Origin of the sequence: Porphyromonas bennonis DSM 23058 = JCM 16335, assembly GCF_000375645.1 — a bacterium.
GTDB classification, from domain to species: domain Bacteria; phylum Bacteroidota; class Bacteroidia; order Bacteroidales; family Porphyromonadaceae; genus Porphyromonas_A; species Porphyromonas_A bennonis.
Map to the genome: position 1 here is coordinate 1 of NZ_AQWR01000037.1, position 16,031 is coordinate 16,031.

Sequence of the window (16,031 nt, forward strand, 5' to 3'; positions counted from 1 at the left end):
GGATGCGAGAGAGGCCCCTCACCCCCAAAAGGGGGTGGGGGCGGGGCCTCTCCCGCCTCGATCGGAGAAGTCCTACGACCGTGGAGGACTTGCAAAATAAGTGTGTACTCATTAGTAATAAATGCGTATATTTGTATATGAGTTGGCACCTAACCCGTTTCGGGTGTGTACACTCTCAGGTCTTAATCCAATGACCGGTATACAGTCCCAGTAATATTCAATCAACTGTGTACTTTTTTCAGGAATCGCATACCGGTATTAGTTGCGACTATTAGCGGTAATAGACTTCACTATTAGCGGTAATAGACTTCACTATTAGCGGTAATAGACTTCGCTAATACCGGTATTAGTCGGAGGGCTAACCGAGGACAGATGAGAGAGCGCTCGGGAGGAGGATCCCGGAGGTGTGAAAAATGAGTATCTTTGTACTACCAGGTAAGAAGTATCACACTAATCCATTTTTACCATGCCTCCCGGACCAAAGTTTTTTCGTGGCTTCAGAGTAGTCGCATTAGCAGGAGTCGTCATCTCTATTATTGGCGCCATTGTCTGCTTCATTTTCTTAGCAGGCTGGATGAAGTCCTACTTTGCGCTGCTGTGCCTGATACTGGCACTGAATTTCGGGCTGATGCTCTACTTCATCAGTCACAACGATCCATCCAAGAGGGGGAAGAAAGAGGAATAAACATCACACACTTATACACATCTTATGAGAGTAAGCGAACTACAGAGAGAAAGAAAGTCCTACCAGCCCAAGATGCCTAACGTGCTCAAGGGTAAGCTGCACGCCGTCAAGGGTGAGCCGACTGAGTCGGTGGCTGATCAGGCGAGAGTCAAGGAGCTCTTCCCCTATACCTACGGCATGCCGAGCATCACCTTCGAGGAGGGAGAGGATGCCGGTGCCAAGCACGAGCCGATCAATGTAGGTGTCCTCCTGTCCGGTGGTCAAGCCCCCGGCGGACACAACGTGATCGCCGGTATCTTTGATGGGATCAAGGCACTCAATCCTCAGAGCAGACTCTACGGATTCCTGATGGGTCCTTCCGGTCTGATCGAGCACAAGTATATCGAGCTCACCGATGAGATCATTGACGAGTATCGTAATACGGGTGGATTTGACATGATCGGCTCCGGACGTACCAAGCTGGAGACTAAGGATCAGTTCGACAGTGGACTCGAGATCCTGCGCGAGCTCGGGATCTCTGCTCTCGTGATCGTCGGTGGTGACGACTCCAATACCAACGCTTGCGTACTCGCCGAGTACTACAAGTCGATCGATGCAGGAGTGCAGGTGATCGGCTGCCCCAAGACGATCGATGGAGACCTCAAGAATGAGCAGATAGAGACCTCCTTTGGCTTCGACACTGCGACCAAGGTCTACTCTGAGATCATCGGTAATATCGAGCGTGACTGCAACTCTGCGCGCAAGTACTGGCACTTCATCAAGGTGATGGGACGCTCTGCCTCTCACATCGCACTCGAGTGTGCTCTCCAGACGCAGCCCAATATCTGCCTCATCTCTGAGGAGGTAGAGGAGAAGAAGCAGTCTCTCAGTCAGATCGTAGAGTACATCGCCTCGATTGTAGCCAAGCGTGCTGCTGAGGGAAATAACTTCGGCGTAGCCCTGATCCCAGAGGGACTGATCGAGTTTATCCCCTCCATGAGGGACCTTATCAGTGAGCTGAATGATCTCCTCGCCAAGGAGGGTGACGACTTTGCCCGCACCCCGAAGGAGGAGCAGCTGGAGTTTATCGCTTCACGTCTCTCTGCAGAGAACGCTGAGACCTTCCGCTCTCTACCGGACACAGTTGCTTTCCAGATCGCCGGAGAGAGAGATCCTCACGGCAACGTACAAGTGTCGCTGATCGAGACGGAGAAGCTCCTATCAGGTATGGTGGCGAAGAAGCTCGCTGAGTGGAAGAAGGAGGGGAAGTACAAGGGCTCCTTCAAAACCCAGCATCACTTCCTTGGATATGAGGGTCGCTGCGCTGCGCCGTCCAATTTCGATGCAGACTACTGCTATACGCTTGGCTTTACGGCCAGTAAGTTGATTGAGGCTGGTCTGACGGGATACATGAGCTCAGTGCAGAACCTCACGAGGGAGGTATCCGAGTGGATTGCGGGTGGTACTCCGATCACGATGATGTTCAATATTGAGCGTCGCGGAGGAAAGGACAAGCCGGTGATCCGCAAGGCACTTGTTGATTTGGAGGGCGCTCCATTCAGAGAGTTTGAGAGTCATCGCGAGGAGTGGGCTAAGGAGACAGCATTCGTCTATCCCGGGCCGATTCAGTACTGGGGTCCGAGCTCTGTTTGTGATCGTCCCACCAAGACTATTCTCCTTGAGCACAAGTAAGATCTGACAGCAGTATATTAGCTAAGGGGCGAGATCGGTACATTCTGATCTTGCCTCTTTTGCTATATTTGCCTACGAGGATTTCAAAGACCTTTAGAGTAGATTTATGAGGATACACATCATAGGCTCGACCCATCAGACCGCCTCACCCGATACCCTCCGTGGCATCTTAGACCTACTGACAGCTGACAGTGCGGATGAGGTAACTGTCGACAGCCGGTTTTTTGGATACCTGATCCAGCACGATATGGCTCCTTCGGGAGTGAGGACCTATCCCCTCAGCGGGACTATCGACACAGATCTGATGGTCTGCATCGGTGGGGACGGCACATTCCTGAGAGGGGCAAAGCTGGTCGCCGGCACGGAGGCAGGGATCATTGGCCTGAACTCCGGGCATCTGGGGTTTCTCTCCAGCATGCAGCCTGATGTCCTCTCCTCCTACTGGGATGAGATACGATCCGGAGGGGCTCAGGTGGACGAGCGTGCCACTCTAGAGGCTGTGGTGACTTCTCCCGAGGGCAAGGTCCTTCATCAGGGTATTGCGCTCAATGAGGTCTCCATCATCAGGCGAGACATACTGAGTATGATCCGGGTTACAACCAAGGTGTGCGGTCAGTGGATGGTCGACTATCAGGCTGACGGAGTGCTCGTGTCCACGCCTACCGGCTCCTCAGCCTACGCGCTGAGCGTAGGCGGACCACTGGTTCACCCCGACTGCTCCACCCTCCTCATTGTTCCGATAGCACCCCACTCCCTCACGATGCGCCCAATCCTTATACCCGACAGCATGACGGTAGACTTCGAGATCAGCAGCCGATCGGGAACTTTTGCCATCGCTCTGGACGGAAGAGGGAAGGACTTCCCGGACAATTGTAAGGTAACGGTGCGGAAGTCGGATCGCACAGTCAGGGTGCTCCACACTAGCAGTTACCAGTATTTTGACAACCTGCGCAAGAAGCTGATGTGGGGGGCTGACTCTCGTACAGCCGACAGCGATGGATGTGAGGTCTCTCAGTCGTACTAAATCCGTAGCTGGCTGATGATAGAGTCGTAGAGGCTCTGCTTCCGCTCCATATGCTCTCGGACACATTGGACATACACATCCTGCTCCAGCTCCTCAGAGATGTCCGACTGACCGGTCGTCGTGGATGATATCCGCCGGTCAATAGCATGCTCCTTTTCTGCATCTCGGATGAGACTACGGTCTATCGTCAGCACTGCATCGATCCATCGATCCAGTATCTCATAGATCACCTCTGCGGAGAGAGGCTCGGACTTATCGAGACCATACCATCTGTAGATCAGGTCATAGCTCCAGTCCCACTCCAGCTCGTAGTACCTCTGATGCAGAGATCGGATCTGTCGGCTGAAGTCGTCCAGCGTCGCATAAGCAGACTCTCTCAAGCCTTCGGTAAGACGTCTCATACCCGTCTCCGGAGCAATCATGCCACATAAGTCTGTCCAGAGACCTACTCCCTCTTCGTGATCCGGTCGCAGTAGCTCATCCAGATCCGTGATGCTGGTGACCTCCAGACTACCCACTTTGTCTCGAATACGTGTGATGAGCGAGTTGCCAATAAACTTGTCGATCCCCAGCCTGTAGATCCTAAGCCCATGATGCAGGGCGGATGACTTAAGGTGGAGATTATGGTAAATATAGGTCTCATCGTGCTGCCCGACAAAGTCAAGCAACTCCTGCAGCTTGCGATACCCCTGCTCCATCTTCCCCACAGAGTAAGGACTGAGTAGGTTGTAATTGACGCAGTCTAGCTTACACTCATTAGGTCGATGATCACGAGAGGGCCACTTCTTGGCATCACGCATAGTACCGATGGTCAGAAGCGCTCGACCCGGCACAAGGTAGGTCTCGTTATGATTCTCTATCACGTAACTGAAGGGGAAGGAGGAGGTATCCACGTGGTCCGTGTGTCGCCCCATAATCAGACTAAACGGGCCAATTCTCGAGGGCCAGAGGATATACGAGTCGCTTGAGGTCTTGCTCCCCCGCTCCACCACCCCGTGATGGATCGGACCGGTCTTGTAGAGATGATTACTCTGATTGGATCCCGATCCGGCATTGAGAAATGAGAAAAAGCCTGCGATGAGCAGTGAGCTCTTATGCATCGAGACGGTGAATGGACCGGCCACAATAGCTGCTGCCTCCCCATTCTCCAGGTTACAATTGCTGAATATCAGAGACTCATTGGCAGAGAAGAGATTGCCCACCTTTGCAGACTGTCCGACAAAGACCATATGCAACGTGCAGTTGTCCACCATCGAAGCACCTGCCGCAGCAATGAAGTGCCGACCAATTACGCCATTGCCCACCACAGCAGGGTATCCCGGTCGACTACAGAGGGAGAAGTCACTAAGGATCGATGCACCGTCGATGATACTTCCCTCGCCTATATAGCCATCTATGATCGTACCGGTATTGACGATCCTCACCTTGTCTCCTATCGTTCCCCGCGCTGAGCGACACTCCTCCACATCCCGGTCAATCAGCCTGAGCAACTCCTTACGAGCAAGGTCAGCGTCTGAGAGAGTCACCAGTAGATAGGCAATCTGTGCGGTCAGCTTGCGAGATAGAGGTACTTCGATGCCACCGGTCTCATTGAGCACCGGTACTGGGATGCCGTTGCCAAAGGTAGATGGACCTGACATGTAGATGGCACTGACATTGCTGATCGTCACATCCTCTCCGATATCGTAGTCAGAGATACAGTCTCGTACATTGGCAATATAGGCACCATCGCCAACCGTGGTGTCCTTCAGCAGGGCATGACAGATTCCGTTCTTTCGCCGGATCCCATACCGATCCACATGCGTGCCTGATAGGTCTCCGAGGCTGCAATGCCCCACAAACGTCACCTCGGTCAGCTGTGAGGGATCGAAGGTCTCACTCACCACGATGCGACTCCAGTCATCTGCCTGACACCGCCTGGTACCCTCCAGCTCGCTAATCTCTTTCTGACTAAGCTGTCTCACGGCATTTATCTATTAATTTATAATACTACTCTTCTAAAACACCGAGTGCGACTGACATCTGTCAGCCGCACTCGATCATAAGTCTATTAGCTTACTCGTCTATGACGAAGAAATACCCTCATGAGTGCTTATGCATCCACTGTGGCGAAAGTTGCATTGTCCCTGATGAAGTCTCGACGAGGCTCGACGTCCTCCCCCATCAGCATAGAGAAGACTCGATCAGCCTCGACGGCATTCTCGAGAGTAACCTGCTTGAGATAGCGTCCCTGAGGATCCATAGTCGTTTCCCACAGCTGGCTCGCATCCATCTCTCCAAGTCCCTTATATCGCTGCGTCAGGATCTTAGACTCTTCTCCCGCCCCATACCGGGCGATAAAGTCGGCTCGATCCTCGTCATTGAAGCAGTAATCGATCTTGTCTCCACTCTTGGTCCGACACTGATAGAGCGGCGGGTTGGCAATATAAATGTATCCCTCCTCCACTAGTGCTCTCATGTGACGGAAGAAGAAGGTGAGCAGCAGTGTCGCAATGTGGGCACCATCGACATCGGCATCGGTCATGATAATCACCTTGTGGTACCTCAGCTTGGAGTAATTGAGCGCCTTGGGATCCTCATCGGTGCCGACGGAGACGCCGAGGGCGGTGTACATCGACTGGATCTCCTTATTCTCAAACACTCGGTGAGGCATAGCCTTCTCGACATTAAGGATCTTACCGCGCAGAGGAAGAATTGCCTGATACCTGGAGTCGCGACCCAGCTTAGCCGTACCACCTGCCGAGTCTCCCTCGACGAGGAAGAGCTCGCACTCCTCAGGATCGCGGCTGCGGCAGTCTGCCAGCTTACCAGGTAGACCGCCGGAGAACATCGGGCCCTTGCGCTGGACCATCTCTCTTGCTCTCTTGGCTGCCGTACGCGCCTTAGCCGCCAGGACCACCTTGTCAACGATGGCACGAGCCTCCTTAGGGTGCTCCTCGAGGTACTCCGTCAGTGCATCACTGACAGCAGAGTCTACGACACCCGTGATCTCTGAGTTGCCGAGCTTCGTCTTCGTCTGACCTTCAAACTGCGGCTCAGCCACCTTGATAGAGATCACTGCGGTAAGCCCCTCACGGAAGTCATCGCCGGTGATCTCGACCTTCTCTTTCTCCAGGATACCGGAGTCATCGGCATACTTCTTCAGAGTACGGGTGAGCGCACGGCGGAATCCGGTCAGGTGAGTACCACCCTCCCCCGTATGGATGTTATTGACGTACGTGAAGATATTCTCATTGAAGTCCGTATTGTACGTCATCGCCACCTCCACCGGTACATCATCACGCACCGTATCGATATCTATGACATCACTGATGAGCGGCTCCTTATTGGCATCCAGATATCTGACAAAGTCCACCAGACCATGAGCGGAGTGGAAAGACTCACGTCTCGGATTTCCGTCCTCGTCTCGATCCCTGTAGTCGGTCAGCTGGATCTCCAGCCCACCATTGAGGAATGCAAGCTCCCTCATACGCTCCTCCAGGACTGAGAACTGATACTGAGTCGTGGTAAATATGGTATCATCGGGGAGGAATGAAACTACCGTCCCTGTGTGGTCACTTGTACCGATCACCTCCAGCTCACTCACCGGCTTCCCCTTCTCGTACTCCTGCGCATAGATCTTACCGTCACGGTAGACCTCCACGCGCAGTTTCTTGGAGAGTGCATTCACGCAGGAGACACCCACGCCGTGGAGTCCTCCGGAGACCTTGTAGGAGTCTTTATTGAACTTACCACCGGCATGCAGCACGGTGAGCACCACCTCGACTGCAGGCTTATGGAGCTTTGGGTGCATATCCACCGGGATGCCTCGTCCGTTATCGCGGACCGTGATCGAGTTGTCCTCATTGATATCTACCTCGATCCTATTGCAATACCCGGCCATCGCCTCATCGATGGAGTTGTCGACCACCTCATTGACTAAGTGGTGCAACCCTCTCGAGCTGACGTCTCCGATATACATAGCCGGTCGCTTGCGGACCGCCTCCAGTCCCTCGAGTACCTGGATGTCGGACGCGTCATACACCTCTGGTTTGGGTGTCTCTATTTCGGTATTCATGAATTGATGATTCTCTTCTTTGTTACTATACAAAGATAGCGAAATACTGCGGATTTGGGAAGAAAACGACGCTCTTTCCGAGAGCTACTGAATGATAGGGTTTTGTCGACGAAAAGCCCCCGCCATATTGGGTCAATTCTTTTACCGGTATTAGTCGTAACTATTACCGGTATTAGTGTTTCCTTTTACCGGTAATAGATTTCACTAATACCGATATTAGTCAGAGCGCTTGTCCGCACCTCTTACCGGGAAGCTGCGAGAAGCACTGCTTTGTCCTCCCAGGCAAGCCCCTGCAGAGGGTAGTCATGCGGGTCGGTAGGCACGGTGTCGAAGATCTGAAACTCTAACCCCAGCCCCACGACAAGGCTGAGCTCAGAGGCGTGCTTTGCGAGGTAGCGATCGTAATATCCCACGCCATGCCCTACTCTACTCCCATCCAGGCGACCGAAAGCCACCCCGGGTACGACAAGTAACTCGGGCACCTCCTCATCCTCTATCGGACAGGTCGGCTCAGGGATCCCATAGCCAGACAGCTCATAGCCTGAGATGTCGCCCATGGGGTAGAAGCGAATGGTCTCGCCATCGTCACACCTCGGGACAAGCAGGCGCCGAGAGCCCTCCTCTCGGAGAGTCCTGATGAGCGATGAGGTCTGCACCTCATTTTTCATGCTCATAAAGAGTCCCACACTCTCTCCCTGGCGGTCTCTCAGAAACCTCTCGTAGAGCGACTTGCAGGCTCTCGCCGATCGCTCGTCACGCTCTTCTGGAGTGAGTATCCTGAAGTGGTCTCGGACAAGGGACCTAATCTCTTTCTTCGTTACCGGAGAGCTAAGCATTGGTGTCATAATTTGGATAGAAAAGACCCACGATTACTCCTCCGACGAGAGTCTCATCGGGGAGTAGATCTGCTGGCTGAAGAGGTCTACCGCACGACTGATCATCGGGTCCCTCAGAGCGGACACCCTGGCCATCGCGTCATCTCCATAGATATACATGATGACAGACTGAGCCATCAGGTCACTGATGTAGTCCTCATCGTGAGAGATGAGGTAGCCCCGCAGCGGTATATTGTACTCGCGGGCGGCGTAGTTGCCCATCAGCCACGGCAGTCCCTGTAGCCTTAGGAAGTCATAGCACTTGAGTTCGTCGCCGATATTGGCCAGGTAAGCTCGGTGACTATCTGCGTAGAGGAAGGCATACTTCTGCGGGATCCCCTTTCGCAAGACGTCCATTGTGTAGCCCGTAAGCTTGGCGCTATCCTGCGGGATGAAGATATCCGGGATGATACCGCCACCGCCATAGACAAGCCGTCCCAGACCGGTCTTATAGACCTTGGAGGAGTCCGTCGGGATCGAGTCGGAGCTGAAGAGCTCGCCGCTACTAAATCGCTTAGCCCAGTCACTGTAGTACTCATCACTATCACCAGTGTGGTACTCCCTCTGGATACAGCGACCTGACGGTGTGTAGTAGCGTGCAATGGTGAGATGGACTGAGGAGCCGTCAGGGTACTCAAAGACTTTCTGCACCAGGCCCTTGCCGAAGGAGCGACGACCGATGACGATCGCCGCATCGTTATCCTGCATCGCTCCACTGACGATCTCCGCAGCTGATGCCGAAGACTCATTGATCAAGATGTAGAGGGGGAAGCCGATCAGACTGCCATCACCGCTACTGCGATATTGCTCTCTCGGGTAGTGAGCGCCTTCGATGTAGATCACAGGCTTATCCTTAGGGAGCATCTCATTGACCATCCTGAGAGCCGACTCGAGGATACCGCCCGGATTATCTCTCAGGTCAAGCACAAGACCTTTCATACCCCTCTGCTGTAACTGAGCAAATGCCTGCATGAAGTCATTGTAAGTGCTGAGAGAGAAGCCGTCCAAGCGGATCACACCAAGCGAGTCGCTCATCATATACTTGGCGCCGACCTTGCTCGTAGATACGGGACCACGCTTTACCTTGACCGTGCGCAAGTCATTGGTGGAGGGGTCACGGAGGGTGAGCGTCACCATGCTCTCATTGGCGCCCTTGAGCAGGCTCATGATTGTGTCGGTAGGGATCTCACCCTCGATCGATCGTCCGTCGACACTCACGATGCGATCACCGGCTCTGACACCGACCAAGTCGGAGGGTCCGTTGGGGATTGTCCGGATCACGATGGCTGTGTCCTTGAGGGAATTGAAGACTACACCTATGCCGTAGAAATAGCCCTCCAGCTCCTCGCGCTCCTTCCTCCTCTGGTCAGCCGTCAGGTAGCTTGAGTGAGGATCGAGGTGAGACATGAGACTCGGGATCAGCGTCTCCACCAAGCTGTCACTCGACACTTCGTCCACATACTGAGTATTGATCAGGTCGAGAGAGGCCTGGAGCTTACTCAGGGCAGAGTTTTTCCCAAGTCCTGCCCTGTAACGACCGAGGTAGTACCCGCCCCCCGCCAGGAGGAGTGTCGCTAGAACCACGAGGAGGGTCGCGAGTATATTACGGACAGTTTCTTTAGTCATGGCTCAGAGGTGCTATCAGAGATTTCCCGAGGAGTCTATGTCTATGTGGTCCACAGTGATGCCCGCCTGACGAAGCAGGTCGATGCCCTCGGTGATACGGTACTGCGTCGCGTAGACCACCCTTCGTATCCCCGCCTGGATGATGAGCTTAGCACACTCCATACAGGGGGAGTTGGTCACGTAGATAGTCGCTCCGGTGCTGTTATTATTGGAGGCTGCCACTTTGGTGATGGCATTGGCCTCAGCATGGAGTACATAGGCCTTAGTCTTGCCCTCATCGTCCTCGCACTTGTTCTCAAATCCGGACGGAGTACCATTGTACCCGTCGGAGATGATCATCTTGTCCTTGACGATGAGCGCCCCCACATTGAGCCGCGTGCAGTAGGAGTTTTCCGCCCATATGCGCGCCATCCGGAGGTACTTCTTGTCGACCTCCAGCTGCTTCTTTTCCTCGTGAGATAGAGCCATAGCCTTGTCGAACTATTTGGAGAGTTACATCCTCTTGGGGACCCGTATACCGAGAAGCCCCATGGCGGTCTTGATCACCTTGCCGGTCTCCTCGCTCAGGCTGACGCGGAAGGAGCGGAGCTGCGCATTTTCTTCCCGAAGCACAGGACAGTCGTGATAGAACTGATTGTAGAGCTTTACTAAGTCAAAGGTGTAGTTGCAGATCGCAGCGGGATTGAGATCCTCGGCGGCGGCTGACACTACGCTCGGGAAGCGGTCAATCGCCTGCACGAGCGACTTCTCCCTCTCCTCCAGCTCGAGTGCGGCACCTCTCCAGTCGACTCGATCACCAGCCTTACCGACCAGACTGCAGATGCGGGCATAGGTATACTGGATGAAAGGACCGGTATTGCCATTGAAGTCAATGGACTCCTCCGGGTCAAACATCATGTTCTTCCGCGGATCGACCTTAAGGAGGAAGTACTTCAGAGCACCCATGCCGACGATCTCGTCAACCTCGTTGCGCTCATCCTCAGGGAGCTCCTTGATCTGCCCCTGAGTTTCGCTCACATTGTGCGCCTCCTCATGCATTGCCTGCATCAGATCATCTGCATCGACGACCGTGCCCTCGCGACTCTTCATCTTGCCGTTGGGCAGCTCAACCATGCCGTAGGAGAAGTGGACAAGCTCCTTACCGAAGGGGAAGCCGAGCTTATCGAGCAGGATGGAGAGGACCTGGAAGTGGTACTCCTGCTCATTACCCACCACGTAGACCATGTGGTCGATCGGATAGTCGCTGAAGCGCATCTTCGCCGTACCGATATCCTGAGTCATGTAGACCGACGTGCCATCGGAGCGGAGCAGGATCTTGCGATCCAGACCATCCTCTCGCAGATCAGCCCATACGGATCCGTCCTCGTCCCGCACAAAGAGTTCCTCGTCCAGTCCGCGAAGCACCTCCTGCTTACCCTCGAGGTAGGTATTGCTCTCGTAGTATATCTTATCGAAGTCGACGCCCAGTCGCTTGTAGGTCTCGTCAAATCCGGCATAGACCCAGTCGTTCATTCGCTTCCAGAGGGAGCGGACCTGCTCATCACCGGCCTCCCACTTCTCAAGCATCTGGCGCGCTTCCTTCATCAGGGGGCTCGCTGCCTCAGCCTCTTCTTTAGAGAGTCCCTGAGACTCCATCAGCTCCTTAACCTCGGCACGATAGTGCTTATCGAAGAGGACATAGAAGTCTCCCACCAGGTGGTCCCCCTTCTTGCCTGAGCTCTCCGGTGTAACGCCATCGCCCCACTTGAGCCACGCCAGCATCGACTTGCAGATGTGGATGCCGCGGTCGTTGACGATATTGGTCTTGATCACCCGACAGCCGTTCGCCTCGAGTATCTGCGCAAGGCTATATCCGAGGAGATTATTCCGCACATGCCCAAGGTGAAGCGGCTTATTGGTATTAGGTGAGGAGTACTCGATCATATAGAGTGGAGCGCCCTCATCTACAGTCCGGGTGCCGAAGTGCTCCTGATCAGTCACTTCACCGAGTTGATCCACATAGAGCGCAGAGGTGAGGGAGAGATTAAGAAATCCCTTAACCACATTATAGCTCTGGATCATCCGAGGGAAATGGGCTGTCAGGTAGTCACCCACGGCACTGCCCAGTTCCTCAGGCTTCATGTGAGCCTGCTTAAGGAATGGGAAAACGACAAGGGTGAAGTCACCGTCCTGATCCTTACGGGTGGGATCAAGGCGAACCTTCTCAGGAGAGAGGTCTATATCGAAGAGGGCCTTCAGAGCATCCGAGACCGCTGTCTGGAGATGATTCTCGAGTGTATAATAAGATCTATTAGTCATAAGGATTAGTCGACAAGTTTATTAGTAGTTGTATCGGGGAAAATAACGGTCGGCTCGAAGTGGAGAGCCTCCTCCGGGGTCATCTGTGCATAAGAGATGATGAGGACAATGTCACCAGGCAGAAAGTGTCTGGCAGCTGCCCCATTGAGACAGATCGTCCCACTGCCTCTCTCACCGGGGATTACGTATGTCTCCAGTCGAGCGCCATTGTTGTTATTGACCACCTGCACCTTCTCTCCTCTGATCAAGTGCGCTGCGTCCATCAGCTCCTCATCGATGGTGATACTCCCCACATAATTGAGGTTTGCCTCGGTCACATGGACTCGATGGATCTTGGACTTTAATACTCCGATATACATTACTATATAGCAAAGGGTAGTTACGGACGCAAAATTAGCTCTTTTTTAGCTCTCCACGTCACTCAGTTTCACGATAAATAAGGGCGACGGCATGTGCTGCCATCCCCTCCTCTCGTCCCACGAAGCCCATCCGCTCATTGGTGGTGGCCTTAATGGAGATCTCGTCGGTGGAGAGGTCAAGCGTCTCTGCAATCCGTTCCTGCATCCGTGGGATAAACGGATTGAGCTTAGGCGCCTCAGCCACGATGGTTGCGTCTATGTTGCCCACCCGATACCCTCTCTCCCGGAGGAGCATAAGAACCTCCCGAAGCAGTATCATAGAATCGGCTCCGGCATATCTCGGATCAGTGTCAGGGAAGTGGTAGCCGATATCTCGCAGAGCAGCAGCTCCGAGGAGGGCATCAGCGATGGCATGCAGCAGCACATCAGCATCTGAGTGACCCAGAAGACCCCGCGGCGAAGGGACTGTGATGCCTCCTAGGATTAGCTTACGCCCCTCCGCATAACGGTGGACATCGTAGCCATAGCCTATTCGTATGTTAGCGCCGCTCATCAGAAGTCTGTGCTCAGGGTTACTCGAAGCGTATTATTAAGAGGGGACTTACTGTCCTGTGCTACGAAGTACGCGAGATCCAGCTGCACCATCTCATAGCGGAATCCTCCCCCAAGAGAGAGCCCGGCTCCCGGTCCGGCATCGGGACTCTGATGTCTGTACCCGACCCTGCCGAATGCTCGACCCTTGTAAGCATACTGAAGCCCCACAGAGCAGCTAAGGTCACGCCAGGCATCGGGATCGCTCCAGGACTCTCCGATCGCCTCCCAGAGAGAGAGCTTGTAGTATGCCTTGCGTTGCTCATCCAGACTACCCCCACCCTGTCCGGTGGTAGGATACTGCGGGACCATAAGCTTGTCCGCGGAGATCAGCAGAGAGAGCTCGTCCGACTCGGTCAGGTGAAGTCGTACCCCTACACCGAAGTCTAATGCTGCAGGCGAGTAAAGGTAAGAGAGCCCTCCATCGTGCGATATCTTCCCCCCGATATTACGGACAGCAACAGCAGCGGTTAGCTCAGTCGACAGGCTCTCGATAGAGACCGGCTGGCGGTACGTAAGGCTCAGGTCCCCCATCACAGTCTGTGCGAGACTGGAGACACCACTCTGAGAGATATTATAGTCCGAGACAAAGTAGCGAAGCCCCACCCCCATACTCAGTGAGGGCAGTATCCTCAGTCCATAACCGAGATCGACAGAGAGCTCATAGGGTCTCGTCTCCAAGACAGTCCGCTGGCTCTTGGGGAATGCGAGCGTCTGACCGACACTGAAATACCTCACCCCCGCTGCGACCGAGTGCCGCAGACCGGACGCCCCATCGATAGAGTAGTATCCGAGGAGCGTAGAGAGGTTGGTATCTCGAGAGAGATCCGGCATCCAAGGGGTAAAGGAGAGAGACACGCCCCACGTCTGGTCTGAGAGCGGGAGGAGAGACATATTATGCATTAGGGCAAAGGCGCCCTGTGCAGCCAGGAGACCCGTCTCCCCCAAGCCGGCCGAGGTGGCATCGGGAGTGATCAGAAGCGACGGCGCACCTGTCACCCTTGGAGACCAGACTCTGTCCTGAGGCTCATCGCCCACACCCTCCTGTGCGGAGAGAGGAGCAATCGGCAGGAAGAGTAACAGGGCGAGCGCCCACCATTTCTTATCTATTTTCATTCGATTCCTATACTAAGTAATTCCTGATCACCCTCAGCGACAAATAAGTGTCGTCCACGCTCAATAGCGCGATAGCAGCTCCAGAGAGGGAAGCAGAGACAGTCGCCCGTCTTGAGCAGAAAGAGCTGAGCCACCCCCGACACCACCTCGTCGATCCTCTCTCGAGAGGGAAGTGAGAGGGACTCGAGCGGCTCATCCAGTAGCATAGCCCCATCGCTCTCTAATATCGACAATGAAGCACCACTAAGATCCTCAAGAGGAAGAAAGTGAGCCAATGCCAGAGAGCCATCAAAGGAGTACGCCAGTGCAGGATCCACTCCACCCCGAAGACGCTCATCCAGCAACAGTCTATCCGCCAGAGCCAGCCCAATCGCTGCCTCGCGATAGTATCGACCTGCAAAGCGCGACTCAAATCCCTTGCCAGCCCGATCTACTCTCACCACCAGCTGAGGCATATACGAGAGCCCCCTCATCCAGGAGGTGATCAGGACTCGCTTTCCACTATTGAGTAAGGTATTATCCCCTCTGAGATAGAGACTATCCATCAGAGGACGCTCCAGTGGATCCTTACCTATAAGAAGGTGGAAGTCAGTACAGAACACCTTCATAACTCCCCGTGACTCATCGAGCTTACCCGATTGAACATCACTGCGAGACTGGCATACATAGAAAGGTTCTCCACAACCACATCCTCCGGCACTGATATCCGGAAGGGGGTAAAGTTCCAGATCGCCTTGAAGCCACTCGCCACCAGCTGATCAGTCACCTCCTGAGCAAACTCTACCGGCACCGTCAGCACGCCTATGCGCACATCATCCTCTGCACGAAGATCAAGATCTGCCATATCATAGATCGGCACCCCAAGCGAGTCATCCCCGATCACCTCAGGACTGGTATCGAAGCCTGCCACGATGTCCAGACCATACTGATAGAGTCCCTTATCTCGTATCAGAGCAGCACCCAGGTTACCGCAACCGAAGACATAAGCCTTGTGCTGATCCACAAAGCCGAGGAACTTACCCAGCACCTCTACCATCTCATCGGTCGAGTAACCCACCCGCGTCTTACCCACGATATTGACATACGATAGATCCTTGGCTACGAGAGACGGATCGATCCCGATACTGCGAGCAATATAGGTACTGGAGACTACCTCCTTTCCACGCGCTTGCAGCAGCTTAATGTACGCCAGATACCACGGCAGACGTCGGAGGACAGGCTCCGGCACTTGATTTTTAGGCTTTTTCCTACTCATACTTAACGTTTCAGTGACTTCTTACTCCTCCTTGGTCCTCTCACGCGAGCTCACTGAGCACTCAGCGCCACACTCCCCCGGACCGAAGTGTCCAAATTTACGATTTTTCTCCTTAATTATCTCCTTCTATACTCTATCTCACCAGGGGTGACGCATTTGAGCATTGGGGTAAGAGGGCTTATCCGTGAGGCACCCGAAGGGTGCTCGCTCCATAGGCATCGGTCATCCGCGAAGCGGTGACCGATGTACAAAGACCCTTCCCTACCCCCTCGACCCCTTGTGGGTCGCCGAGCAGAGTCTTCAGCGACCCCGAAAGGGTGTCGCACTGGTTGCATGACTCCCTGATAAGTGCGACACCCTGGCGGGGTCGTATATCTTTCTTGGCATCCTCTCCCGCGGTCTTCGGCACTTCGTGCCTCGACACGCGGGCTAAGGAGCGATGATCCCTCCGGGGCTTCGCCCCTACGGGATCGG

15 protein-coding genes are annotated in these 16,031 nt (G+C 54.2%); 3 read left to right on the top strand and 12 right to left on the bottom strand.

The window, feature by feature from the left end:
* Positions 1-466: 466 nt before the first annotated feature.
* From B088_RS06645 to B088_RS06655, 3 genes are all read left to right on the top strand, one after another.
* A complete protein-coding gene (locus tag B088_RS06645) occupies positions 467-685 on the top strand; it encodes a hypothetical protein (RefSeq protein WP_018107636.1) in 219 nt (72 codons plus the stop codon).
* Between the two features lie 24 nt (positions 686-709).
* Positions 710-2,356, top strand: coding sequence for a diphosphate--fructose-6-phosphate 1-phosphotransferase (locus tag B088_RS06650; protein ID WP_025081450.1), 1,647 nt, complete (start codon positions 710-712; stop codon positions 2,354-2,356).
* A gap of 106 nt (positions 2,357-2,462) precedes the next feature.
* Complete coding sequence (locus tag B088_RS06655) at positions 2,463-3,380, top strand: NAD(+)/NADH kinase (protein ID WP_018107638.1); 918 nt, start codon at positions 2,463-2,465, stop codon at positions 3,378-3,380.
* Here B088_RS06655 and B088_RS06660 read toward each other — a convergent pair.
* The 12 genes from B088_RS06660 to B088_RS08745 all read right to left on the bottom strand — a co-directional run.
* A complete protein-coding gene (locus B088_RS06660) occupies positions 3,377-5,344 on the bottom strand; it encodes a DUF4954 family protein (protein ID WP_018107639.1) in 1,968 nt (655 codons plus the stop codon). The two genes, B088_RS06655 and B088_RS06660, sit on opposite strands and share 4 nt — an antisense overlap.
* Before the next feature lie 128 nt (positions 5,345-5,472).
* Positions 5,473-7,437, bottom strand: a complete 1,965-nt coding sequence (gyrB, locus tag B088_RS06665) for a DNA topoisomerase (ATP-hydrolyzing) subunit B (protein ID WP_018107640.1) — start codon at positions 7,435-7,437, stop codon at positions 5,473-5,475.
* A gap of 242 nt (positions 7,438-7,679) precedes the next feature.
* Positions 7,680-8,282, bottom strand: a complete 603-nt coding sequence (locus B088_RS06670; RefSeq protein WP_081605482.1) for a 5-formyltetrahydrofolate cyclo-ligase — start codon at positions 8,280-8,282, stop codon at positions 7,680-7,682.
* Between the two features lie 24 nt (positions 8,283-8,306).
* Positions 8,307-9,938, bottom strand: coding sequence for a S41 family peptidase (locus tag B088_RS06675; RefSeq protein WP_018107642.1), 1,632 nt, complete (start codon positions 9,936-9,938; stop codon positions 8,307-8,309).
* A 15-nt stretch (positions 9,939-9,953) separates the two neighbouring features.
* Complete coding sequence (locus tag B088_RS06680; protein WP_018107643.1) at positions 9,954-10,406, bottom strand: deoxycytidylate deaminase; 453 nt, start codon at positions 10,404-10,406, stop codon at positions 9,954-9,956.
* 24 nt (positions 10,407-10,430) lie between these two features.
* Positions 10,431-12,236 (bottom strand): arginine--tRNA ligase, encoded by a 1,806-nt coding sequence (argS, locus tag B088_RS06685; RefSeq protein WP_018107644.1) that lies wholly within the window; start codon positions 12,234-12,236, stop codon positions 10,431-10,433.
* A 5-nt stretch (positions 12,237-12,241) separates the two neighbouring features.
* Positions 12,242-12,595, bottom strand: a complete 354-nt coding sequence (gene panD / locus B088_RS06690) for an aspartate 1-decarboxylase (RefSeq protein WP_018107645.1) — start codon at positions 12,593-12,595, stop codon at positions 12,242-12,244.
* A 58-nt stretch (positions 12,596-12,653) separates the two neighbouring features.
* On the bottom strand, positions 12,654-13,148 hold the full coding sequence (gene ispF, locus B088_RS06695) for a 2-C-methyl-D-erythritol 2,4-cyclodiphosphate synthase (protein ID WP_018107646.1): 495 nt from the start codon (positions 13,146-13,148) through the stop codon (positions 12,654-12,656).
* Entirely contained in the window at positions 13,148-14,302 is a 1,155-nt protein-coding gene (locus B088_RS06700; RefSeq protein ID WP_018107647.1) for a PorV/PorQ family protein, read from the bottom strand. Before B088_RS06700 ends, ispF begins: the two co-directional genes overlap by 1 nt.
* Positions 14,299-14,910 (bottom strand): hypothetical protein, encoded by a 612-nt coding sequence (locus B088_RS08395; protein WP_018107648.1) that lies wholly within the window; start codon positions 14,908-14,910, stop codon positions 14,299-14,301. The genes B088_RS06700 and B088_RS08395 overlap by 4 nt, the downstream gene beginning before the upstream one ends.
* Positions 14,907-15,557, bottom strand: coding sequence for a redox-sensing transcriptional repressor Rex (locus B088_RS06710; RefSeq protein WP_025081448.1), 651 nt, complete (start codon positions 15,555-15,557; stop codon positions 14,907-14,909). Before B088_RS06710 ends, B088_RS08395 begins: the two co-directional genes overlap by 4 nt.
* Positions 15,558-15,735: 178 nt before the next feature.
* Positions 15,736-16,031 (bottom strand): hypothetical protein (locus B088_RS08745; RefSeq protein ID WP_026170542.1); only part of this gene is annotated, 296 nt, incomplete at its 5' end.